This is a genomic window from Paenibacillus planticolens, assembly GCF_013141725.1.
GTDB lineage: Bacteria > Bacillota > Bacilli > Paenibacillales > NBRC-103111 > Paenibacillus_E > Paenibacillus_E planticolens.
Genome location: NZ_WHNZ01000052.1, coordinates 1 through 22,828, shown reverse-complemented (window position 1 = coordinate 22,828; position 22,828 = coordinate 1). Strand labels below are relative to the sequence as shown.

Annotated in this window: 21 protein-coding genes; 5 read left to right on the top strand and 16 right to left on the bottom strand. The window is 46.7% G+C overall.

Translation table 11 applies throughout. The features are described from left to right. Positions 1 to 121: 121 nt before the first annotated feature. Positions 122 to 1,237 (top strand): aminopeptidase, encoded by a 1,116-nt coding sequence (locus tag GC097_RS23865; RefSeq protein WP_171685815.1) that lies wholly within the window; start codon positions 122 to 124, stop codon positions 1,235 to 1,237. A gap of 62 nt (positions 1,238 to 1,299) precedes the next feature. Here GC097_RS23865 and GC097_RS23860 read toward each other — a convergent pair whose 3' ends face one another. Beyond that, positions 1,300 to 2,781: a L,D-transpeptidase family protein gene (locus GC097_RS23860; RefSeq protein WP_171685814.1), complete on the bottom strand. Its 1,482-nt coding sequence runs from the start codon at positions 2,779 to 2,781 to the stop codon at positions 1,300 to 1,302. A gap of 177 nt (positions 2,782 to 2,958) precedes the next feature. On the opposite strand from GC097_RS23860, the gene GC097_RS34815 reads away from it, so the two are divergent. Continuing rightward, positions 2,959 to 3,093 carry a hypothetical protein gene (locus tag GC097_RS34815; protein ID WP_281364346.1) on the top strand — a complete coding sequence of 45 codons (135 nt, stop codon included), beginning with the start codon at positions 2,959 to 2,961 and terminating at the stop codon, positions 3,091 to 3,093. A 76-nt stretch (positions 3,094 to 3,169) separates the two neighbouring features. On the opposite strand, the gene cyoD is transcribed toward GC097_RS34815, so the two are convergent. The 5 genes from cyoD to GC097_RS23835 form a co-directional block, all read right to left on the bottom strand. After that, entirely contained in the window at positions 3,170 to 3,499 is a 330-nt protein-coding gene (gene cyoD / locus GC097_RS23855) for a cytochrome o ubiquinol oxidase subunit IV (RefSeq protein WP_171685813.1), read from the bottom strand. 1 nt (position 3,500) lies between these two features. Further along, positions 3,501 to 4,118 carry a cytochrome o ubiquinol oxidase subunit III gene (cyoC, locus tag GC097_RS23850; protein WP_171685812.1) on the bottom strand — a complete coding sequence of 206 codons (618 nt, stop codon included), beginning with the start codon at positions 4,116 to 4,118 and terminating at the stop codon, positions 3,501 to 3,503. Further along, on the bottom strand, positions 4,118 to 6,091 hold the full coding sequence (locus GC097_RS23845) for a cbb3-type cytochrome c oxidase subunit I (RefSeq protein ID WP_171685811.1): 1,974 nt from the start codon (positions 6,089 to 6,091) through the stop codon (positions 4,118 to 4,120). The genes cyoC and GC097_RS23845 overlap by 1 nt, the downstream gene beginning before the upstream one ends. A 34-nt stretch (positions 6,092 to 6,125) precedes the next feature. Continuing rightward, complete coding sequence (cyoA, locus tag GC097_RS23840; RefSeq protein WP_171685810.1) at positions 6,126 to 7,109, bottom strand: ubiquinol oxidase subunit II; 984 nt, start codon at positions 7,107 to 7,109, stop codon at positions 6,126 to 6,128. A gap of 273 nt (positions 7,110 to 7,382) precedes the next feature. Then, positions 7,383 to 7,640 carry a hypothetical protein gene (locus tag GC097_RS23835; RefSeq protein ID WP_171685809.1) on the bottom strand — a complete coding sequence of 86 codons (258 nt, stop codon included), beginning with the start codon at positions 7,638 to 7,640 and terminating at the stop codon, positions 7,383 to 7,385. Positions 7,641 to 7,885: 245 nt separating this feature from the next. Between GC097_RS23835 and GC097_RS23830 the strand changes: the two genes are divergently transcribed. Beyond that, positions 7,886 to 8,638 (top strand): MBL fold metallo-hydrolase, encoded by a 753-nt coding sequence (locus GC097_RS23830; RefSeq protein ID WP_171685808.1) that lies wholly within the window; start codon positions 7,886 to 7,888, stop codon positions 8,636 to 8,638. 510 nt (positions 8,639 to 9,148) lie between these two features. Here the strand turns inward: GC097_RS23830 and GC097_RS23825 are convergent. The 4 genes from GC097_RS23825 to GC097_RS23810 form a co-directional block, all read right to left on the bottom strand. Next, a complete protein-coding gene (locus tag GC097_RS23825) occupies positions 9,149 to 9,478 on the bottom strand; it encodes a DUF4870 domain-containing protein (protein ID WP_312875724.1) in 330 nt (109 codons plus the stop codon). A 115-nt stretch (positions 9,479 to 9,593) separates the two neighbouring features. Then, positions 9,594 to 10,298 carry a copper homeostasis protein CutC gene (locus GC097_RS23820; protein WP_216625876.1) on the bottom strand — a complete coding sequence of 235 codons (705 nt, stop codon included), beginning with the start codon at positions 10,296 to 10,298 and terminating at the stop codon, positions 9,594 to 9,596. Between the two features lie 5 nt (positions 10,299 to 10,303). Then, positions 10,304 to 11,506 (bottom strand): FAD-dependent monooxygenase, encoded by a 1,203-nt coding sequence (locus tag GC097_RS23815; RefSeq protein WP_171685807.1) that lies wholly within the window; start codon positions 11,504 to 11,506, stop codon positions 10,304 to 10,306. A gap of 448 nt (positions 11,507 to 11,954) precedes the next feature. Continuing rightward, a complete protein-coding gene (locus GC097_RS23810) occupies positions 11,955 to 12,611 on the bottom strand; it encodes a deoxynucleoside kinase (protein ID WP_171685806.1) in 657 nt (218 codons plus the stop codon). A gap of 236 nt (positions 12,612 to 12,847) precedes the next feature. Here GC097_RS23810 and GC097_RS23805 point away from each other — a divergent pair, with 236 nt between their 5' ends. Beyond that, positions 12,848 to 13,075, top strand: coding sequence for a hypothetical protein (locus tag GC097_RS23805; protein WP_171685805.1), 228 nt, complete (start codon positions 12,848 to 12,850; stop codon positions 13,073 to 13,075). A gap of 52 nt (positions 13,076 to 13,127) precedes the next feature. Here GC097_RS23805 and GC097_RS23800 read toward each other — a convergent pair whose 3' ends face one another. Next, a complete protein-coding gene (locus GC097_RS23800) occupies positions 13,128 to 15,374 on the bottom strand; it encodes a PAS domain S-box protein (protein ID WP_171685804.1) in 2,247 nt (748 codons plus the stop codon). Between the two features lie 204 nt (positions 15,375 to 15,578). Here GC097_RS23800 and GC097_RS23795 point away from each other — a divergent pair, with 204 nt between their 5' ends. Further along, a complete protein-coding gene (locus tag GC097_RS23795) occupies positions 15,579 to 16,511 on the top strand; it encodes a zinc dependent phospholipase C family protein (protein ID WP_171685803.1) in 933 nt (310 codons plus the stop codon). Here GC097_RS23795 and GC097_RS23790 read toward each other — a convergent pair. The 5 genes from GC097_RS23790 to GC097_RS23770 form a co-directional block, all read right to left on the bottom strand. Further along, positions 16,508 to 18,202, bottom strand: coding sequence for a M3 family oligoendopeptidase (locus GC097_RS23790; protein WP_171685802.1), 1,695 nt, complete (start codon positions 18,200 to 18,202; stop codon positions 16,508 to 16,510). The genes GC097_RS23795 and GC097_RS23790 overlap by 4 nt on opposite strands. A gap of 82 nt (positions 18,203 to 18,284) precedes the next feature. Further along, positions 18,285 to 19,010 carry a uracil-DNA glycosylase gene (locus GC097_RS23785; RefSeq protein WP_171685801.1) on the bottom strand — a complete coding sequence of 242 codons (726 nt, stop codon included), beginning with the start codon at positions 19,008 to 19,010 and terminating at the stop codon, positions 18,285 to 18,287. Beyond that, a complete protein-coding gene (locus GC097_RS23780) occupies positions 18,973 to 21,228 on the bottom strand; it encodes a type IA DNA topoisomerase (RefSeq protein WP_171685800.1) in 2,256 nt (751 codons plus the stop codon). Before GC097_RS23780 ends, GC097_RS23785 begins: the two co-directional genes overlap by 38 nt. 326 nt (positions 21,229 to 21,554) lie before the next feature. After that, the gene (locus GC097_RS23775) at positions 21,555 to 21,818 is read right to left on the bottom strand and encodes a hypothetical protein (RefSeq protein WP_171685799.1); all 264 of its coding nucleotides are present in this window, start codon (positions 21,816 to 21,818) and stop codon (positions 21,555 to 21,557) included. Between the two features lie 126 nt (positions 21,819 to 21,944). Next, positions 21,945 to 22,828: BclA C-terminal domain-containing protein (locus GC097_RS23770; protein WP_446686398.1), on the bottom strand; the 884-nt coding region annotated here is incomplete at its 5' end.

Below are 22,828 nucleotides of genomic sequence, written 5' to 3'. Positions count from 1 at the left end.
TGCCTAGTACACTATTGTAGCATACCCTTAAAGTTCCGCGAAATCAGTGCCCGATTGGCTTTACCGCGCTCATTGCGATATACTTTCTAAGTAATAATATTCAATAAAGGGAGACCTAAGAATGAGAGATCCACGACTTCAAACTTTTGCCCGCAACATTATCCGTTATTCGGTGAGTCTTCAACCCGGAGAAAACATTTTGATCGAAATGATCGGCGTCAAAGATCCTGAACTTGCCAAATGCTTTATCGAAGAAGTATATGCCGTAGGCGGCAAGCCATTCATCGAGCTGCGTGATCCAATGATCACAAGAAGCTTGCAAATGAAAGGCACACAAGAGCAGTTTAGCCAATGGTCCGACTTTGAGCTCGCACGCATGAAGCAGATGGATGCTTATGTTGCGGTTCGCAGCGGAGACAACATTACGGAATCGTCCGATGTTCCGGATGAGCAAATGCGCCTTTATTTGAAATACTTCCAACGCCCGCTCTTCGATGAGCGCATTAACAATACCAAATGGTGCGTCATGCGCTATCCGAACCCTTCCATGGCCCAACTGGCCGGCAAAAGCACGGAGGAATTCGAAGATTTCTACTTTAACGTCTGCAATCTCGACTACAGCAAAATGGCGGCAGCGATGGAATCGCTTGTCCAGCTTATGAATCGCACGGATAAAGTTCGTCTTGTCGCCAAAGGCACGGACATCTCTTTCTCCATCAAAAATATCGGCTCAGTCCCATGTTCCGGCTTGAGAAATATTCCGGATGGTGAAGTGTATTCAGCACCTGTGAAAGACTCTGTCAATGGTGTAATCAGCTACAATACGCCGACAATTTACTCCGGCACTTCTTTCGAGAACATTGTTCTTCGTTTCGAAAATGGCCGCATCGTTGAAGCAACGAGCAATGACACCAAGAAATTAAACGATATTCTGGATACGGATGACGGCGCGCGTTATATCGGTGAATTTGCTATCGGTGTGAATCCTTATATCAAACATCCGATGAAAGACATTTTGTTCGACGAAAAGATTGACGGCAGTATCCATTTCACGCCGGGCCAAGCCTATGAGACCGCGGACAACACGAACCGCTCATCGGTTCACTGGGACATGGTATTGATCCAGCGTCCTGAATACGGCGGCGGAGAGATCTATTTTGACGATGTGCTCATTCGCAAAGACGGACGCTTTGTCATTCCGGAACTTGAAAAACTTAACCCGGAAAACTTAATGTAATTAAATAAGCAGTTGAAGCTCCGGAATCTAGGATTCGGGCAGCTTCAACTGCTTTTTCATTACTAACCAAGCCAATGGAATTCGACGCTATCTGGGGATTCGTCAAGAGCAGGCCGTACGGAAGGAATGAGCCGTTCGGCATCTTTCACTAGCTCTTGCTTGTTCGCCGACCATGCGGATCCTTGAATCTGCACCTCTGCGCCTTTGGGAACGAAAGGAAACAGCTGCTGCACATCCTCATTCGTCAGCCTCACGCAGCCGAGCGATTTATCCGCGCCGATCGAGCTCACATCGTAAGTGCCGTGCAGCGCGATGGCGCCAAGCCCCAAGCCTGCTTCCCCGTAGCTCTGAGCATGGCTTCCTTGGGGGTTTTGCACGCGGTCCTTTACCTGGAAATGGCCTTGCGGCGTACGATCATTCGAACCAAGACCGATTACTTTATCCCATAAAATATTGTCTCCGCTTACCAGCTTAAGCTGATGTTCCGCTTTGTTGATTTCTATATGCACCGGTTCGTACGGCGTATTCGCCACGGCTTCTGAATTTGCATAGAACATCTGCGCGGGGTCTGCCGCGCCTGACGTATAAACCCATCCCCCTGTTCCTGTGAACGTCGCTGAGATGCCGTTAGAGCCCGTTGACGCCTCCAATGGGATAAAACTAAGGTAGTTGTTAGGGTAATCCTGCAGCAGCGCTTCCAGATGGTCTGGCGGGCTCCCATTGTCCTTTATGTACGCTTCCAATGCCGTTCTAACTAAATTAGCACCAAACGCGCTAAGCGGTTGGTGCTTTTCAAATTCGGCATTTAAGAAACGGATTCTTACCCTGTCGTCTGTCTCGGGATGATACTGCGCTACGACGATGGCACTCTTCGTCAGTTCTTCATCCCTAAGCAGCATGGTTTTGCCAATACTTCCGCTGTCCTGTGAAAGGACCCCGTAAATGAGGATGTTCATCTTCGGCATTTCCTTCGCCAACTCCAGAGCCTGTTTATGCAAAGCCATTTCAATGGCCTCGCCCTTCGTCTCGGGCGCTAGGTACATAACGAAAGGCGCGTCAACCGTTTCGTAGGTGATATCGCTTCCAACACCCCAAACCTTCATGGAGGATATTGTTTTGTAGAGGGGCTGATTCCCTGCAAACAAAACAACCAACAGAAGATTAAGCACAAGCAGGACAAGGAGCAGCGTCTTCATAAATGGCGGCAGAATCCCCTTCTTTTCCTCCGGGAAAGCTTTCTGCATGTTCAGCGCATGCGCCGCTTGCTCGTCTTCAATGTGACGAATGGCTCGATTGGCATCGGAGTAGAATGGCGACGGATACGTTCGAAGAACTTCCTTGTAATGAAAAATCGCCCGCTTTAAATTCCCTTTCCTTTCAAATTTTTGCCCGATCTTATAATGTGCTTCTGGCGAAGTAGCATCCAAATACCGAATGACCTTCTCATAATACATAGGATCGGATGGGGAAATGAACAGGTTCTTGCGCAAATGAATGAGATTGTCATCGAGGTGGTTTCGAAATCGCTGGGTTCGGCGTATCATTCGGCTCCTCTCCGTTCGCTAAATTCGCTTGTCCATTCTCGCTGCTCGATACAATTAGTATCTCTGATACATAATGTATCACGATAAAGTCTAACTGACAACCCCTTTAGCCCTTCCTGAAAGAACCAGCATGAACCGCGTCTATTTAGCAAAAGCTGAGTCTCGGAGGTGATAATGATGAGTGGGAGAAACAGCAAACCGCGAAATAACGGACCAGCCGGCAGCCCTTCACGCTTGGATCAATTCGGTGAAAAAGCCGTCCAACAAGATAAACGAGAAATGAAAGAACGCAACAAAAAGTCGACTTGTTAACTCTGTTCTATGAAAAAAGACGCCCTCCCCGCGAGTTTCGCGGTAAAGAGCGTCTTTTTCTTTTGCGCCATAAATTTTAATGTGCCACTGTGTTGTAAGTCATAATCCAAATTGAGCCAGCCACGATCGTCACGAGAATAATCAGGCCAAAAATCAGCGCCATAATGTTCCAGTGTGCGTTCTCGCCTTCCTTCACATGCATGAAGAAGAACAATTGTACACCGAATTGCAGGATGGCCATGAGGAGAATCAATACCAATGTCCCGGTTTTATTCAACATGTGATTCATGACTACAACCAGAGGGATGATCGTTAGGATGATCGAAAGCGCGAAGCCGATGACATAAGACTTCAATGAACCATGCGCATTATGGTTTCCATGCGAGTTTGTATGGTTTCCGCCCATCTTACATCACCCCCATCAAATAAACGAATGTGAAGACGAAAATCCAAACGACATCGAGGAAATGCCAGTACAGCGAAATTACTTCCACTTTCCGCTTCGTTACTGTTGTAATGCCTCTGCGCTTAAGCTGCAGGATCAGTCCGATCATCCAGATCAAACCTACGGAAACGTGCAGTCCGTGAGTCCCCACCAGTGTGAAGAAGCCGGATAAGAACGCGCTGGTACTAATGGTTGCACCTTCGTGATAAATCATATTAACAAATTCCGTTACCTCTAAGCCAACAAATGAAGCTCCTAGAAGCACCGTAACGATCAGCCAGCCTATTAGCTGCTTCAGATTGCCTTTGTGCATGCCAAGCACAGCTAGACCGCTTGTGAATGAGCTGGTTAGCAAGATGAATGTTTCAGCGATGATGCCCGGCATTTTGAAAAGCTCTTCCGGTGTCGGTCCCCCATTGGTATTCTGATGGAGAACGATATAAGTAGCGAATAAAGATCCGAACAAGATACAGTCTGTGATTAGAAAAATCCAGAATCCGAACGTCTTGAGCGATTCGTGATCATGTTCATGGTCGTGTTCGTGAGCGTGCTGCTCACCGTGCGCGGCTGCATGTGCCATTAGACTTTCGCCCCTTTCAATGCGGCTTCCGTACGTTTAACTTCATCTGCCGGAATATAATAATCCGTGTCATAAGAGAACGAGCGAGCCAGCATACATATTACGATACCGACAAGCGCTGGAATCGTAAGCCACATCCAATCCCAGACGAAGCCGAAACCTGCGAAGAACCACAGTGCAGACTTGATGAACGGTATGGCCGAATTTTTTGGCATATGAATCGGTTCGTAAACAGGTGTCGCTGCAGATTTAGCCGCTTTCCCCTGCTTCTGCTTCGTTTCCCACCATGCATCCACATCGTTAACTTGCGGAATCACCGCAAAATTGTAAATCGGAGCCGGCGAAGGAATGGACCATTCCAGTGTACGGCCATCCCATGGATCTCCAGTCACATCCGGTTCTCTGAACTTAATGGAGTGCGCGATTTGCCATACTTGGAACAGGAAGCCGATTCCCATCAAGAATCCGCCGATGGTGGATACCATGTTAAGCGGTCCCCAACCCATATCGAAATCGTACGTATACGTACGGCGGGTCATACCGTCCAAGCCTAAGAAGTATTGCGGCATGAAACAGACATAGAAGCCTATGTTCCACAACCAGAAAGCCCATTTCCCTAAGTGCTCGTTGAGCTTGAAGCCGAACATTTTCGGCCACCAGTAATACAAACCTGCGAAATATCCGAACGCAACGCCGCCAATTAAGACTTGATGGAAATGCGCGATCAGGAAGTAGCTGTTATGGAACTGGAAGTCAGCAGGCGCAACGGAGAGCAGCACCCCCGTCATCCCCCCGACGACGAAACACGGTATGAACGCAATCGTCCACATCATTGGTGTCGAGAAACGGATTTTCCCCCGGAACATCGTAAATAACCAGTTAAATACTTTGACCCCTGTAGGAATGGCAATCAACATCGTCGTTATTGCGAAGAAAGCATTGACATCCGCTCCGGAACCCATCGTGAAAAAGTGATGCGCCCAAGTGAAGAAAGAAAACAAGCTGATGATAAACATGGCGAAAACCATGGATTTGTAACCGAACAATTTTTTCTTGGAGAACGTTGCAACAATTTCAGAGAAAATCCCGAATGCAGGAAGAACGACAATGTAAACCTCAGGATGTCCCCACATCCAAATCAAGTTGATATACATCATCGGATTTCCGCCGCCATCTAAGGTGAAGAAATGCGCACCTAAGAAGCGATCAAGGAATAACAGCGCCAATGTAACCGTTAGAATCGGGAATGCAAAGATAATCGTCACGCAGCTGGAAAATACAGACCATGTGAACATTGGCATTTTCATCAATGTCATGCCTGGCGCACGCATTTTGAGAATCGTTACGATAAAGTTAATCCCTGTCGCTAAACTACCGATACCTGAGATTTGAATCCCCCAAATATAGAAGTTCTGACCGACGCCCGGACTGTGAGAAAGCTCCGAAAGCGGCGGATAACTCAACCACCCTGCATCCGGCGAACCGCCGATGACGAACGACACATTGAACAGCATCGCTCCCCAGAAGAACAGCCAGAAACTAAGTGAGTTCAAGAAAGGATACGCAACGTCCCTGGCCCCAATCTGCAAGGGAACGACGATATTAAATAAACCGAACATGAGCGGCATCGCCATGAACAGAATCATAATAACGCCATGCGTAGTGAAAATGGCATTATAATGGTCCGCCTGCAAAAACTCCGTATTTGGCATCGCCAGCTGTAAACGCATCAGAAGCGCATCTACGCCGCCGCGGAAAAGCATCAATATCGAACAAATGATGTACATGATCCCGATACGTTTATGATCAACGCTTGTTAACCACTCCCGCCAGAGCCAGCCCCATTTTCTGAAATAACTCAGTACGAAAACCATGGCGACCATCGAGAGACCGATACTCACCTGAGCGCCCAGAATGAGTGGGTCGCCCGTTACGAAAAACTCCGATGCGAACTGCTTAATACTATCCAACATGAGCACGACTTCCTTTCGTGAAAACTTCGTTCTATCATTTTGACATATTCATTTGACTATGATCCATTTGCTTCTGGTCTTTTGACGCATTTTTATCTGTCGATGAAGATTTCACCGATTCATGCGTAGTTCCAGAAGCGCCATGACCGCTATGAATGGATTGACCGTTCGTATATTTCGTTACGATCTTTTGGAACAGTCCGTCTGGAATCGATGAGAAATACTGCACGCCTTTGGACTGACCGGGCTTCGCCAATTGTTCATAGCTATCCATTGTCAGCTTTGTTGGCGACTGCTTCGTTTTTGCTACAAAGGCATCGAAATCCGCTTGGGAAGTCGCATTCACGTCGAATGTCATGTCCGCGAAGTGGGAACCGCTAAAATTAGCTCCCGTACCAAAGTAGTGACCAATCTCATCAGCTTGTAAGTACAGCGTCATCGCCATACCGGACATCGTATAAATTTGTCCCCCCAACTGCGGAACCCAGAATGAGTTCATCGGAGCATCTGAGGTAAGTTCAAACTTAATCGGTGTATCTGCCGGAATTTGCACATAATTGAGTGTTCCAATGCCCAGCTCCGGATACGTGAACAACCATTTCCAATCCAGAGAAGTTACTTGAATTGTGATTGGCGCTTTCTCCGATTTAATCGGTTTGGAAGGCTCCAGCGCATACGTATATTTAACTGTGATGACAGCCAATGCCGCAATCATGATAATTGGGATTGACCACCATACAACTTCTAGTGACGTGTTATGCGCCCAGTTCGGTTTATAAGCAGCTTTCCTGCCTTCTTTGTCCCGATACCGCCAAACAATCCATGCCGTTAGAATTAACACAGGAACAAGAATAACCAAACACATGACCGTGGAAATGTAAATCAAGTTTTTCTGTGTTTCAGCAACAGGACCCTTCGGATCCAATACCATTGCTTGATCGCTGCATCCTGCCAATAAGACAATCAAGGCTATCATCATAACCGGCAGCAGAGCTCGTACGAGTTTTCTCTTCTTCATCCAACTAACCTCCTGATCCACAATCTGCAAAATGCTGTTTCCATAATCTTTAACATGCGCTTTTATATCTAATACTAAGATAACAAATTGCATTTAAAAGTACACAGGGACTAACAGGACTTAACAAATACGTCAAAGGATCGACGTTTTACTGTAAAACAAATGTCACACAACGTTTGTTGACTATTATGTAAAAGTATGAAAATCCATGCATACCAAAAAGCCCTTCAAGTTAATTACCTGAAAGGCTTTTTTTATTCATGATTGTTGTTCTCATTCCGTCTTGGATACGGAACGAGAATGTACGAGATGAATGGCCGTCCGAATCACATAAACGAAAACACTTCCAACCATGAAGCCGATGCCCACCATTAAGAAAACATTGCGATCACTGAAATGATTGATATTCAACAAGCTTAAAAGTAATCCTATGCCAAGCAAAGCCCATGCCGCGATTGTCATTAACTTCACCAATGGCACCACATCACGTTCACTGCGTTCATTACTAACGGAAACAGTTCTTACAGCCATCATCATCACTCCAAACTCCAGAAGTAAAAGTCTTATATATGTAGTATAACACAAAACACAAAAAAATGTTCATATTTTATTCACACGTTGATCAAATTTTGGACAAAATTAAATTCTGAAAATTCACTGAATTAACTATTGACATTTATTGAAATTTGTGATATAATAAAATATTTATTTGACATCTAGTTTCCGGGTTAGGTATGATAGCTCTGTTCTTTACTATCCATTTGGAGGGAATTGAGATGCAAATCGCAAACGGAATTCATATGTTAGAGTTGGAAGTGGTTGTCATGGGGCGTACAAATGTTATACATCCTGTACTTTTGTGCGATGACGAGCGCGCCGTATTAATCGACACCGGGTATCCCGGCAACTTCCCCCTCATTTGCAAAGCAATTGAAGAGCATCATGTGCCTCTTGATAAATTAAACACAATTATTATTTCCCATCAGGATATAGATCATATCGGAAGCCTGCCTGCGTTTTTAAACGAAATGCCGGACAAACTTACCGTTCTTGCCAGCGAACTTGAGAAACCTTATATCCAAGGCGAGAAAATGCTGATTAAAGTCACACCGGAAGCAATCGATCGGGCAGTGGCTAATTTGCCGGAAAATGTGTCGCCCGAATGGCGGAAAGCTTTTCGAGCGAATCTAGAAAATCCACCCAAAGGTCAGGTTCATAGCCTTATAGAAGATGGACAGATCCTTCCCGTCTCCGGCGGTCTGACCGTCATTCTGACACCAGGGCATACGCCCGGGCATCTAAGCTTTTACCATATTCCAAGTAAAACTTTGATTGCCGCGGATGCGATGGTTGTAGCGGATGGACAGCTGAATGGTCCTATTCCGGCTTACTGTGCAGATTATGAGCTAGCCGTGCAGTCTCTTAAGAAATTCACTGAATACGACATTGAAAAGGTTATCTGCTACCATGGCGGATTGTTCGAAGGCAATGTCAATGCGCGGATTGCCGAGCTAGTGTCGCATATTTAAGGCAAAAAGACTGTCTCAAAAGGTCAGAAATGACCTGATGGACAGTCTTTTTCGCTAGAATTGGGGATGGGTTCAGCGAACCCTAGCTTTTTTTGCAGCGACGGCCGGGTTCATTGCTCCTCTGGCGGCACTTAAGGGAACTGCAGGGCGCTATTTTGTCCAAAGAAGCTCTTTGAGCGAGGGAGTGGGAACTATGGTCCGCTATTTCGCCACTGCTTCCGGGGAATTAGGCAACTCTGGTGAGATAAGACCCTGTAGTTCCCCTCGGACGTCAGAAACTCCGCTTTTCGCCGAGATAAAGGAACGGAGTTCCCTCTCCCGGGCATCCAGGCCCTTTTAATAGCACATTTTAGCTCTACAGACTCTCGGTGATGTGCGGCGGGTTCGAGCGTCCCCGCACTAGTTAAGCTTGTTTTACAGCGCTAACTCCAACCTTTTGCGCACTCCGCCTACTTTAGGCACATTCAGGGAATCGAGCATTCCCGCACGCTTTTCATTATGTACATTAACTTACTTTAACAGTGTGTATGCGCCTATGACCGGCAGCGGCTTTGCTTGACCTTGAGCAGCTGCGACAATGCCCAGAATAGCAAAAATGAACATCGCCAAATTTGCTAAGGGCAGGAGAATCCAACCGATAATTGGAATGATTCCCAAAACCACATTGAGGATGACGCAGCAGAGGAACAGCGTTAGACCTTGATTCGCATGATACATAGCAAATTTGGAATCTTTAGCAGCAATCAGCGGAACGAAGAACAAGATATACGCAATAATGGCCATTCCTTTATTTCTTTGAATATCCGTGGAATCATACATAGACAGCACCTCTTTTCTCAAAGTATACTATTCCATTATATTCGGAGTTTTCCATCTATTCTATTGATTTTCACACAATTCAAAAAATATTTTCCAACCAAATCCGAACCCGCACCTTCTGCTCATACAGTTCCATTTAATTTGAAGTTCCGCTTATTTCAGTTAACAGCTGTTTGGCTTTCCTAACTCTGTCGACATCAACCGGCTCTTTCACGCTTTGATCGATCCTAACTCCCGTCCCCAAATGAACAATAGGTACCTGCGTCGTGCTTGCAAAATCCTTCAAAGTTGCCAACGTGAGTCCGCCGCCAGCCATAATGTTCAGCTCATGCCCTGATGTAAGGCTCACCAATTTCTGAAGCCTGTCCACAGCTTGCAGCGCACTTGCGGCTCCGCCAGAAGTAAGCACCGAACGAATTTGCTTGTATCCAAGCAAACAGCTTAATGCTTCCTCCTGGTTCTGAACTTCGTCGAAGGCGCGGTGAAAGGTTACGGGAAGCGGCGCAACCTCCAAAAGCGACTCCAGCGCATTTCGGTCAATTGTTCCTCCAGCGGTTAGAACACCCCAAACTAAAGCCGCGGCCCCCGCCTGATAAGCCGCCTTACTATCATCCAGCATCGATTGAAGATCTGTCTTCTGCATATGAAAGGTTCTGCTATGAGGCCGAATCATGACGTGCACCGGTATGGAAACAGCTGCCTTAATTTCACGCACTAGGATCAGGTCGGGTGTTAAACCGCCTTCATGCAAGTTCGCAACCAGCTCAATGCGGTCTGCTCCTCCGGCTTCCGCGCGCAAAGCATCTTCCATTGATGTTGCGATTACTTCTAATAAGATCATCGTGATTATTCCTGCCTTTCCATATTGGCTACGCGATGCCCGAGGAGCCAGTGCAGCTGATTGATTTTGACAGACTCAGGAACCAGATTTAACAAACGATTGCGGAGCATGAGCGCTACCGGATTACTCATTTGTACCATTCGTGCCATGCGCCTGGACTGCCGCACAACTTGATTCGCGCGGGGGATCCGTATTTTCTCATAAGACTCGAAAACCGAGGAAACTTCACTCAGCCCGGCACCCGCAGCTTTCTCCAGACACCGTGCTAGTACGTAGGCATCCTCCATCGCTTGCGCACCGCCTTGTCCCAGGTTTGGCAGCATCGGATGGGCAGCATCGCCAAGCAGCACTACTCTGCCCCTGCTCCATGTTTCAAGCGGCTTTCGATCATAGATATCATGCTGAAGAATAGACGATTCTTCTGTCAATTGCAGCACCCGTTCGATAGGAGCATGCCAGCCCTTCAGCTGCTGAAGAACATGCTCTTTCTTATTCGGAATCTTTGATCCCGCAGGAGCATTTAGGGCAGCGAACCAAAACACCTGATCCTCCCCGAGCTGCGAGAACCCAAATCTCCGTCCGCTGCCCCAGGCCTCAAAACCGCCACCAACGTCAAGCGTGTACCTGGGATCCTTGAATGAGGTAATACCTCGAAAAGCCGTAAAGCCCGAATAGCGCAGCGGAAGCGATCCGAATAATTGCTTGGCCGCATCAGAATGTATCCCATCCGAACCGATCAGAATATCGCCGGAGTCTTCAGTGCCATCCTCAAATCGAACCCTAACCTCATGATCACTTTGTTCCCATGCAATCATTTTCTTGCGAACATGCAAAATTGTCTCTGCATGCAATTGCTCAGCTAAAATCGCCTGGAGCTTTGCCCGATGGATCAGATAGCTGTATGTTCCGTAGCGACTGGCCTGTTTCGCAACAGGAACCGATGTGATCGCTTTGCCATCCCAGGATCGAATGTCCGCTTGACCAACTTGAGCGCCAGCCCATTTCACCTTATCGGCTAATCCAAGCTCTGCTAAGATATGCAGCGTATTCGCGGCCATAACGATCCCCGCACCGAACTCAGAGCGTGCATTCTTTTTCTCATAAAGGACCGCATTCCAGCCGATTTTTTGCAAAAAAAGAGCTGTGGTAAGTCCGCCAATGCCGGCTCCGATAATAATCGCTTTCTTCCTAGGTGCAACAGAGTCCATGCCACCCTCCCAAATTCAGCCATTTCCCTCTACTTTAACATACGCAGGGAAAGACAAAAACTCCCTTAATCCAAAGATTAGGGAGTGAGTCCAAAACACCAATAAAATTAAGATCAGTTGGCAACTTTTTGCTGCTCCACTTCAACAAGTTCCAGATTCGAGAATAGAAGGCTCAGTTTTTGCATTTTCTCGGTGGCGGCCAATTTCGGCAGTGGAGGGCACATGGGCTTTCCGTGGTAACATACGATAAATAACAAATTCATCACCTATCCTTCATTCATTTTCACGCGGCTTACGTTTACTTTTATTTTCCGACAAATAAAGTGGTGCACCGTCAATATTCGATATGTATATGCTGCTTCACAGGGCAATATGCCAACTATTTTTAAACAATTAACTGCTTTATATAATTCGAAAGACCCCCTCTGAATAGAGGGGGTCTTCGATATTAAACGATAGCTAGTTCGGAAAGTTTAGCCCGCACTTGATCCACTAATACTTTGGCATCTTCCGGACGGTTCACAACATCCACAACGTCCATATCCACAATCAACACTTCAGAAGCATGATAGTGATTCATAACCCAATCATCATAGCCGGACCAAAGCTGGCGATAATAATCAACCAAAGATTGATCCTGCTCGAAGCTGCGTCCTCTTAGACCGATGCGATGCATCACTGTTTCGAACGAGGCCTTCAGATAAACCATGAGATCAGGCGCTTTTTTGGGAAGCTCAGCAAGCTCCGACATCATATTGTCGGCAAGGCCTTCATACACATCGAATTCCAATTGCGAAATACGACCCAGCTCCCGATTGACTTTTGCAAAGTACCAATCTTCATAAATGCTTCTATCCAGCACATTTCGATTATGTACAAGCGCTTCTTTAATCGCTTTAAATCTAGTATTCAGGAAGTGCAGCTGAAGCAGAAACGGATAACGTTTCTTCTCAATTTCTTCCGGAGACGCCGTATAAAACAGCGGTAATATCGGATTATCATCTACGCTTTCATAGTAAACACTTGAATTCAACTCTTTTCCAAGCAAAGTGGATACTGATGTTTTACCAAGACCGATCATTCCCCCAACCACAATCACAGCCATTGACCCCTTTCTCCTTCTACCCAATCTTAATTTGCCTACTGTCAATTCACGCAAAGCCTACCTATTATACTAGGAATTTACGGTCCTGCAAACCCCATTTTTGTACTTTTAACTATCCCTGTTTTCTTACTGCGTCATGTCACAAAAAATGTTCAGATGTTTCCGTGATTGTTTAATTGTTCATACTGTCACTAATAATAAGTACAATTTCACAAAAAAAAGACAGAGGTGCGTCGATGATTTACGGAACTAAACTACTGGATACAGATATAGAGATTTTTATTGCAGCCCTGACCCAAACACCTGTCTATGTTTGGTCGTTAGATCCACTTGGTGTTTATTATCAGGTCAACTCTGGAATAATTGTCAAATATACGCCTGATGAAGTACGCATTTATAATGAGCAAGACTCTAGTTCAAAGTGGTATTCCCGAGAAACCACTGAATTTAGCATCAGCTTCTAGTTCACGAAAAAAACCGCCTTTCTCCAAGAGAAAAGACGGTTTTTTCACGATGTTAGGTCAATTCCACGATGCTCTGTCCACTCGGCCGCGTCGGTAAGAACACATCAATGGTCGTTCCTTCGCCTAACCTGCTTTGAATGGTCATCGTCCCTTGGTGAGCCTCAACAATTTTAAAACACATCATTAAGCCGAGCCCTGTTCCCTTTTCTTTCGTTGTATAAAACGGCTCGCCTAATTGTTTCAGCCGGTCCTCGGGAATTCCGCAACCGTTATCTTCCGTTCGCACTCTAATTAGATTGCTTCCTTGTAAAGATACGGTTAGTTTAATTTGCCCGTCTTTCGGTATAGCTTCCATCGCATTTTTAACCAGATTAATAAATAATTGCTTTAAATGCATCTCAGAGCAAACCAACTTCGGGATTTCAGTTTCAAATTCCAGCAGGAGCACCACATTGCATAGAACGGCTTGCGTATCGAGCAGCGCTGTAACCGATTGAAGAATATCTTTCAAATCACTCTCTTTATAATGAATCGCCTCCGGCTTGGCAATCACAAGAAACTCACTGACAATGAAATTAATACGATCCAATTCCGAGAGCATGATATCAAAATAGTGCTGTTTCCCTTTTACATCGTTTTGAAGCAGCTGCAAAAAACCGCGGAGCGAGGTCAGGGGGTTTCTTATTTCATGCGCTAGCCCGGCGGCTAACTGCCCCGCAACAGAAAGCTTATCCGATTTACGTAACAATTCCTCCGTTCGATTCCGTTCTGTAATATCCCGAGATATGCCTGCAAAACCGATGATTTCGCCTTTCTCATTTTTGATTGGCGTCTTCGTCACACTGACATGCACAAGCTGTCCGTCTTTACGCTGCCGTACCGTCTCAAGTCCTGAAATCTGCTTGCCAGCTTTCAGCATTTCGTAAATTTCTTTGCGCTGTTCCTCCAGAAATTCAGGATAAATCGGCAATGGCTTGTTCAGCAGTTCGCTGTGATGCCAGCCGAAGATTTGCTCATAGGCACTATTGACGGATATCACCCTGGCATGCAAATCAAGCACACAAATAGCATCTGTTGTATTGCTAATGAAAGATTCCAGAAGTTCTTTCGTCTCCCTGAGCTCAGTTTCCATACGTTTGCGTTCAGTAATATCCACGCAGGATCCGATAACTTCGATCACGCGGCCATTTTCAAAAATAGGGCGCAAGGATGTCAAATAAGTAATCCCGCGGAAAGTAGCTTCATACATGACATTTTCTTCACCGCTCCAAGCTTTGCGATAATAGTTTACAATATTCGCAGCCAGTGGATAGGGCCAAATTTCATAAAGATGATTGCCGATAATGTTTGAAGGTTTAAAACCGAGCCGATACAGAAGTTCTCCATCACATAAGGTATGTATGAAATTCCCCTGCATCTCTCTGAATTTCATGGTCATGCCTTGCTGCCTGCGTACGGTATCATGGAGATCCTGTTGAGCCACTCTTAAGGACTCCCGGTCTTTGTTATGCTGTGTAATGTCTCTGGCGATCACATAAATTCCTTCATTCTTTCCATCGACGATAATGGGCACATTCTTCAAGCCTAATTCAATCTGCTCACCGTTCTTATGAATGACCCGCAGCATATAATTGTCCGTTTTGAGCACAATGCTGTTGACAGCGTCCTCGGCCCCCTGTTCCTGGCTCCAGAAGTGGTTAAGGGATTGACCGACCATTTCCCTCTCTTCGAATCCTAATATCCGCTCCATCGCAGGATTCAGGCTTTTAATCATCCCCTTCAGATCACAGGTTAAGATTCCCGCAGGATTGTGCTCGATTAAGGATTTGTAACGCTGCTCGCTCTCAGCCAGCTTCCGCTCCATCTCCGTCTTCTGTGTGAGATAACTGATCTGGGAAATATAATAGAGCGGTTCATTCTGTGAATTTCGAACTAACGAGATCCTGAAGTCTACCCAGGCAAGGGTCCCGTCCTTCTGAATTAATTTTTTTTCAAGCTGAGAGGCACTGATCTTCCCAGAAATCAATTGTTCAAAACATGATCCCAGCTCTTCGTCTTCCTCAGGCGAAAAAATCCCACGTAAGTCCTTATATACGAGCTCTTCCTCCGTGTATCCGGTTAGTGTACATAAACGGTTATTCACTCTTACCCATAGCCCGCTCAGCGAAATAATTGCTATACCCATTGTAGTGAATTCGAAAACTGCAGCAAATGACGGTTCTGTTCCCGAGAGTAAACCCTGAATATTGTCGGGATCTGCACGGTTTGAATGATCCAGCGGATTATTGACCCTATTCATATTTTATCTCCTATCATAGATATGCATTGGTTAGCTTTCATCACCGATCGTTTTTTGAATTCGACAACTTGAAGATTATTCCTGCTATAGGAACTTGTTGGAACATAAAATGTTCGCGAAATGTGCCATTGAGTCACACAGTTATGTTAGAATGAAATGGTTCTCACACGATCTTAGAAGGTTGTAAGAAGGAGGAATCACGGCTTGCCAAACATCTGGACTCATCTTTTATTCGGTCAAGAATTGATGTCGCAACTGGGGCATGCCCCAATGCTGAATGACAAACAAATACGAAACGTCTTCTCCCTTGGCTGTCAAGGACCGGATTTCTTGTTCTATCATCATTTCCTGCCATGGGAAAAGGATAAAACACTGAATCAATTAGGGAGTCTTATGCATACGAAAATGTGCGGTCCGTTCCTCGGGGATTTGCTACGTCAAGTGCAAGGCAGAGGTCTCTATAATCCGGCCGTCGTTTATGTGCTTGGTTTCATCACGCATCATATTCTTGATCGGAACATGCATCCTTATGTTTTTTATAAATCAGGTTTCAAAAAATGGGATCATCAACGGTTTGAAATTATTATGGACACACTCATTCTAAAGCGCAAACGCGGACTTGAAACTTGGAAAACGCCAGTTTGGAAAGAGATTTATGTGGGTGAAACACTGCCGCTTGGCGTTGCATCTGCGCTAGCCAATGCAGCGGCTAACAACTACCCTGATCTTGCTGCAAGTATTACGGAGAAAGATTGGAACGACGCTTACTTCGATATGATTAAGGCGCAGCGTCTTTTTCACGATCCTAAAGGAATCAAGCGTGTATTAACCTTCGGTAAAATAGCGCCCCTTGTCTATGCCAAACGCGTGGCTCCGCTTGATTATTTAAACGAAGCCAACACGATTTGGAACTGTCCGACATCGCTTGAAGAAACGTATACGCACAGTATTTGGGACTTATGGGGTATCGCTATGGCAGACGGTGAAACCGTCCTCCGTGCGGCAATCCAAGTTTTACAAAGAGGTACGGCTGAGGACTTCCAAGCTTTTCTTGCCGTTCTGGGCAATCGCTCCTACGAGACGGGCAAAGATTGTGACAGCCCTCTGCAAATTACACATGTGAAGCCTATGATTTAGAGCGTCTTATCGTCAACTTGATCCAGCCAATTATCGATCTGGCCAATGACGGAAGCCACACAGCCGTCATGGAATGGCGAGATTAAATTCGCAACTTGAACGAGCTCTGTGAAGCTATGGCTGCCCCCTTGCCGGCAAAGTCGCAAGTAATCCTGCCAAGCCAGCTCCGGATTTTCATTAGCCCGTTTCCAGAACTGAAACGCACATACTTGCGCGAGTGTGTAGTCGATGTAATAGAACGGGCTTTTGTATATGTGCGGTTGTTGCTGCCAGAAGCCGCCTCTTTCCAAATAATCGTTATCTTCATACTCACGATGCGGTAAATATTTGCGCTCAATCTCACGCCAAACCCGTTTGCGCTCTGAGGGCGTCAGCTCCGGCTGCTCGTAGACCCGGTGCTGAAATTCATCTACCGCGACACCGTAAGGTATAAACAACAGTGATTCGCTCAGATGTTTAAATTTGTACTTATCCGTCTCTTCTTCGAAGAAGAGCGACATCCATGGCCAAGCCAGAAACTCCATGCTCATGGAATGGATTTCGCAGGCTTCCAAGGTAGGGAACACATATTCCGGAACTTGAAATTCCCTGGAACTGTAGCCTTGAAAAGCATGCCCGACTTCATGCGTTAACACATCGATATCACCGGATGTGCCGTTAAAATTAGAGAAGATGAACGGTGCTTTGTATGTACTAATATATGAGCAGTAGCCTCCGACACGTTTCCCCTTCTTCGCCACAAGATCCATCAAGCCATTGTCGATCATAAACGTAAAAAACTCGTCCGTTTCGGGCGACAATTCCGCATACATCGTGCGTGCTTGTTCCACAATCCAATCGGCATCGCCTTTTGGCGTCGCATTTCCGGAAGGAAAACCAAACTTGTCATCATAATAGTGGAGGGCATCTACGCCAATTCTAGCTTTTTGACGTTCCTTCAGCTTCGTTGCTGCGGGGACGATATGCTCCAACACTTGATTGCGGAAAGCTTCCACATCCTTGGCTTTATAATCCGAACGGTTCATACGCGCATAGGCCAGTTCCACAAAATTGTTGTAGCCCAGTTTTTTGGCAATTTCCGTCCGAATTTTGACCAATTGATCATACAGCTCATCCAATTTGGCTTCATTTTCGATAAAGAAGCTATATTTTACATCATTCGATTCTTTGCGGACATTTCGGTCTGTCGATAATTGAAATGGCACAAGCTGCGATAAATTCCGCTCTTCTCCTTCATAAAACAGCTTTGCCGAAGCAAGCAATTTCGAATATTCACTGGCCAGCTTGTTTTCCTGTACGAGATCTTCAACGATGGCTGGAGAGAATGTTTGAAGCGCCAAAGCGGCAATTCTAAACAATTGCTTGCCCCATTTGACTTCCAATTCCGCGCGAAATGCCGAGTCAATCAACGCTTTGTAGAAATCTGTGACGAGTCCTTGATATAACGGCTCAATTTCATCGAAGTACTCTTGCTCTGCTTTATAAAACTCATCCGTCGTATCCACTGTGTGCCTAATGCGGGCAATCGATTCCATCGACTCCTGCTCACCGCGAAGCTTTACGATAGCTTCCATCGCTTGATCCTGTTCATCAAAAGAAACGGCTTGTTTAAACCGTTCTAACAATTGTTTAAACCCTGTTTCAAAAGTGCTGAAATCAGGTCTCTCATAATGAAAATCTTGAAATTTCATTGCGTTCTCTCCCTTGCATTTTCTACAGCAACCTCATCTTCATTATCCACCTTGAAGATCGTAATGCCAATTGTTTTTTCAATTATAAATTTGAGATTTGCCAATCAATTTCCTTGCTTCCAAGCCCCTTGAGAAGTTCATTTACCTGCGAAAAAGGCTTGCTGCCAAAAAATCCGCGATAAGAAGAAAGCGGGCTAGGATGAACCGACTTCAAAATGTGATGCCGGTTCGTATCTATTAGCCGCTGTTTCGCTTGCGCATGGCTTCCCCAAAGCACAAAAATGACAGGCTTCTCCCGCTCCGACAGCACTTCGATCACTTTATCCGTAAATCGCTCCCAACCTTTCCCTTTGTGGGAATTCGGAGTGTCTTCGCGCACAGTCAACACGGTGTTGAGGAGCAGAACGCCTTGTTCCGCCCATTTCACCAAACAGCCGTTATCCGGTATATAGCAGCGTGTGTCAGACTGCAATTCTTTGTACATATTCTGGAGGGACGGCGGCGGTGCGATGCCCGGTTTCACCGAAAAACTGAGTCCATGGGCTTGTCCTTTTCCATGATAAGGATCTTGTCCCAATATGACGACTTTGACAGCTCCATAGGACGTTAAATGCAAAGCGTTCAAAACCTCATTTTGTTCCGGATAAATCGTTTGGGATTGATACTCGTCTGCGAGAAATTCACATAATTGTTCAAAATAAGGCTCATCAAATTCAGAACCTACTGCTTGATCCCAGTCATTCGTTAAATAAAACACCTGCGTACCTCCATTACTCTGTGTCCGTACCAAGCTCCCCGGTTTCCACATTTTTCAAAACGATGCGTCCGTCTGCCGAAGTTCCATCCGGAAGAACTAGCTTTAATTTGGTCGTCTTCCCCTTGTTGACAAGAGCTTGCACCTGCGCATCCGTCAAATTGCGGCCGAAGCTTTCCTTCCAAATGACAAATTTGCAGCCTTCTTTGTAGTGCGAGCATCCATATCCTTTGCGCCCCATAAAAAGGGAACCGCCGCAGCCCGGACTCGGACATGTGGCTAGGAAAGTGCTGGCTCCGTCGGATGCCTTGGCATCGGTCGTTTTCTTGGAAGCCGTTTTGGCTTTGGCGCCGCCCGAAGTTGCTTGCGAGCTTGATTTCGCAGACCCGCGTTTACTGCCTCCTGCCGCTGGCGTTTCGCCTTCGAAGGCTGTTTTGTCAGCCCTCGCCTGGACGCGGACCTTATCTACGATTAGCGTCGCGAATCTTTTAACATTGCGCATAAATTGCTCGTCCGACGCTGTGCCGCGTGATATCTCGTTCAGTCTCCGCTCCCATTGTCCTGTCATTTCCGGAGAAGTCAGCAGCTCGATGCCGGCGCCACGAATTAATTCGACAGCCATCCGGCCCTTCTGGGTAAGGACAATCTTCTTGCCCTGCATGTCGATATAGCCTACCTTCTTCAGCCGTTCAATGGTTGCTGCGCGCGTGGCCGGGGTACCGAGGCCCGAATCCTTCATCGCATCGCGAAGCTCCTCATCCTCAATCTGCTTGCCTGCGCTTTCCATCGCTTTAAGCAGCGTCCCTTCATTAAAATGCTTTGGCGGCTGCGTATCTTTCTCTTTGACGACGGCGTCACTGCAGACAACTTGGCCTTGAGCATTTATCGAGAAAGGCTCACTGACTTCCACCTCTTCGTCTTCTTCCTCTTCCTTGTCTTTGCCTTTTGAGCTTTTTGGCTTTTCTTTTTTCTGATCGGCGTAAATGACTTTCCAGCCCAAATGAAGCAGTTCTTTGACGGTCGTCTTGAACATCTCTTGTTCAACCTCGGTCATTACCGTGTGAACCTTATATTCGGCCGGCGGATAAAATTGCGATAAGAATCGCCTTACGATCAAATCGTACAGTTTTTGCTCGTCCGGACTGAGTCCGGCCGCTTTCCGATTCGTTGGAAGGATCGCGTGGTGATCTTCCACCTTGGACGGATTGCAAATATTTTTATTGTTTTTATGTACGAGATTGCGGTTAGCTCCCTGAACAAGATCATGATACGCGGTTCCTTGCAAGGCCGATAGCGACTTATGCATTTCCGGAATATTTTGTTCCGTAACATAGTTGGAATTCGTTCTTGGATAGGAAATGACCTTATGCTTCTCGTAAAGGGCCTGAGCGGTGTCGAGCGTCTTCTTTGCCGAGAAGGCATACTTCCCATTCGCCTCACGCTGCAGCAGCGTCAAATCGTACAATTTGAACGGATATTCCTTCGTTTCCTTGACTTCATAGGAAATAATTCGGGCCGGCTTCCCCTTCACTTTGGCTGCTAATGCCTCCACTTTCGGTTGATCCGTCAAGCGTTCCCCTTGCCACATGCCGCGATATAAGGTATCCCCTTGTGTGAAGTGCCCCTCGAGTTCGTAAAATTTAAGCGAGGAGAAGGCTTCGATCTGCTTCTGGCGGTCATAGATGAGAGCAAGTACCGGTGTCTGAACGCGACCGACGGATAGCAGGACATTATGCTTCGTCGTAAAAGCCCGCGAGCCATTCATGCCAATCAGCCAATCCGCTTCACTTCGCGAGCGCGCGGCGCGCGTTAAATTTTCATACTCAGACCCCTCCTTGAGTGTTGCAAAGCCATTACGAATCGTTTCTGACGTCAAGTCAGATATCCATAAGCGCTTCACCGGCTGCTTCAGCCCAAGATGCCGCTGGATCAGCGAAAAGATATGCTGACCTTCCCGTCCCGCATCGCAAGCATTGACGAGCTGGTCACACCTTTTCGCGAGATCAGCAATCACTTTCAACTGGTCATACGTCCGCGGATTGGGAATCAGCTTAAATTCATCCGGAATGATCGGCAGATGGCTGATATTCCACTTTTTATATTTCTCATCATATTGATCAGGTTCGGCCAGCTCGATCAAATGTCCGATCGCCCAGGTGATAATATACTGCTCACCTTCTAAATAGGATCTGAGATTTTTGGCTTTAGGCTCTATTGCGGATGCAATATTTCGTCCCATGTCCGGTTTTTCAGCAATAACTAATATCTTCAATGATAGTTCGCTCCCGATCAATCTTATATTTCTCCAAATGTAATCCACCCCTAATTATATCATAGTTCCTTATCTTACAGTCATTTGAGGAGCGGCTACAAGTGTTTCAAGTCCTATCCATGTTTCGGGGGAACAAAAAAACACCTCCATTATGAAGGTGCCTTTCTAAATTTACACCTAGTTCCTCGTCCAAAAATTTAAAATGGTTCCAAATTCGAGCAGTACGAAGAAGGCGAAGGAGGATAACTGGAAAAACTCCTGCTAAATGGCTCGAAAGATGACCTCGGAGGGAAATAAAAGGAAAACTCCCGTTAATGTGATCGGATTCAGAGAATTCTCATGAAATCGGCGCAGATAGAGGGAGTTTTTCCCGCTAAATGGATCTGACAAGCTTCTGCAGTCAATTTAGAGGAAATTTTTCCCTTTATTTTGACCACGGAAGCATAACGGCGCAAAAGGCTATCCCACAAGCCATAGAAATGACTGGGGACAGCCCCCTCTCCTTCAAGACTTTTTATGGTGCCACCCGCAACAGACGGTGACGACAGTTCGCTTATTAAGGCTTCTTCAAATTCCAAAAGCAGAGACATCGTGTTGGGGAAGCCTCCTCAGTTGAAATAAATAATCTATCGCAATAGGTTCGGAGTGCTCTTCATATTTCGGCATGGTCGAATGAATAAAGTCTACGACACAGGAAGAATGCTGGATTGATCTTGTTAGCTAAGTTGAATGATATTAATTGTCGCCCCCGGAGGCGCTAATACAACTGTGGCCACGAGGCCGAAAATCTGGAGAATAATGGTTGAGCCCGCCGTTACCGTGGTAATAAAGTCAGCGATATAAGATGATGCAGCGACTGCCGGCGTATTCAAAGATGCTGGGATGGAAGTGCCATTTAATAAAACGCGGGATTGCGCCAGCAGCCCTGCTGTGGCGTTTATTTTGTAGGAAAAGTAGTAAGTACCAGCATTCGCAAGCGTAAAAGTGGTATTGGCACCGTTAATCGTGATCCCCGGTCCTAAGTACTGATTATTGGGCAATGGGATATTAAGCCCTCCTAATACAACCAACAAAGTCCCTGAAGTGTTTGCCGCATACGCTGAAGTAGCAGTCGTGCTGGTACCCGTGGCTCCTGTCGCCCCAGCTGCTCCTGTCGCTCCCGCTACTCCTGTCGCTCCCGCTGGACCCGTCGCTCCCGCTGGCCCCGTCGCTCCCGCTGCTCCCGTCGCTCCCGCTGCTCCCGTCGCCCCCGCTGCTCCCGTCGCTCCCGTCGCTCCCGCCGGCCCCGTCGCTCCCGCTGGACCCGTCGCCCCCGCTGCTCCTGTCGCCCCCGCTGCTCCTGTCGCTCCTGCTGGACCCGTCACTCCCGCTGGACCCGTTGCTCCCGCTACTCCTGTCGCTCCCGCTGGCCCCGTCGCTCCTGCTGAACCCGTCGCTCCTACTGCTCCTGTCGCCCCCGCTGCTCCTGTCGCTCCTGCTGGACCCGTAGCTCCCGCTGGACCCGTTGCTCCCGCTACTCCTGTCGCTCCCGCTACTCCTGTCGCTCCCGCTGGCCCCGTCGCTCCCACTGCTCCTGTCGCTCCCGCTGGCCCCGTCGCTC

Coding starts and splice junctions, on each gene's coding strand:
- cyoC (WP_171685812.1), bottom strand. CDS start 4,118: ATGGCACATGCAGCCGCGCACGGTGAGCAGCACGCTCACGAACACGAC.
- GC097_RS23785 (WP_171685801.1), bottom strand. CDS start 19,010: ATGTGGAAACCGGGGAGCTTGGTACGGACACAGAGTAATGGAGGTACG.
- GC097_RS23865 (WP_171685815.1), top strand. CDS start 122: ATGAGAGATCCACGACTTCAAACTTTTGCCCGCAACATTATCCGTTAT.
- GC097_RS23805 (WP_171685805.1), top strand. CDS start 12,848: ATGATTTACGGAACTAAACTACTGGATACAGATATAGAGATTTTTATT.
- GC097_RS23830 (WP_171685808.1), top strand. CDS start 7,886: ATGCAAATCGCAAACGGAATTCATATGTTAGAGTTGGAAGTGGTTGTC.
- GC097_RS23860 (WP_171685814.1), bottom strand. CDS start 2,781: ATGATACGCCGAACCCAGCGATTTCGAAACCACCTCGATGACAATCTC.
- GC097_RS34815 (WP_281364346.1), top strand. CDS start 2,959: ATGAGTGGGAGAAACAGCAAACCGCGAAATAACGGACCAGCCGGCAGC.
- GC097_RS23800 (WP_171685804.1), bottom strand. CDS start 15,374: ATGAATAGGGTCAATAATCCGCTGGATCATTCAAACCGTGCAGATCCC.
- cyoA (WP_171685810.1), bottom strand. CDS start 7,109: ATGAAGAAGAGAAAACTCGTACGAGCTCTGCTGCCGGTTATGATGATA.
- GC097_RS23790 (WP_171685802.1), bottom strand. CDS start 18,202: ATGAAATTTCAAGATTTTCATTATGAGAGACCTGATTTCAGCACTTTT.
- GC097_RS23845 (WP_171685811.1), bottom strand. CDS start 6,091: ATGTTGGATAGTATTAAGCAGTTCGCATCGGAGTTTTTCGTAACGGGC.
- GC097_RS23810 (WP_171685806.1), bottom strand. CDS start 12,611: ATGGCTGTGATTGTGGTTGGGGGAATGATCGGTCTTGGTAAAACATCA.
- GC097_RS23775 (WP_171685799.1), bottom strand. CDS start 21,818: ATGTCTCTGCTTTTGGAATTTGAAGAAGCCTTAATAAGCGAACTGTCG.
- GC097_RS23820 (WP_216625876.1), bottom strand. CDS start 10,298: ATGATCTTATTAGAAGTAATCGCAACATCAATGGAAGATGCTTTGCGC.
- GC097_RS23815 (WP_171685807.1), bottom strand. CDS start 11,506: ATGGACTCTGTTGCACCTAGGAAGAAAGCGATTATTATCGGAGCCGGC.
- GC097_RS23835 (WP_171685809.1), bottom strand. CDS start 7,640: ATGGCTGTAAGAACTGTTTCCGTTAGTAATGAACGCAGTGAACGTGAT.
- cyoD (WP_171685813.1), bottom strand. CDS start 3,499: ATGGGCGGAAACCATACAAACTCGCATGGAAACCATAATGCGCATGGT.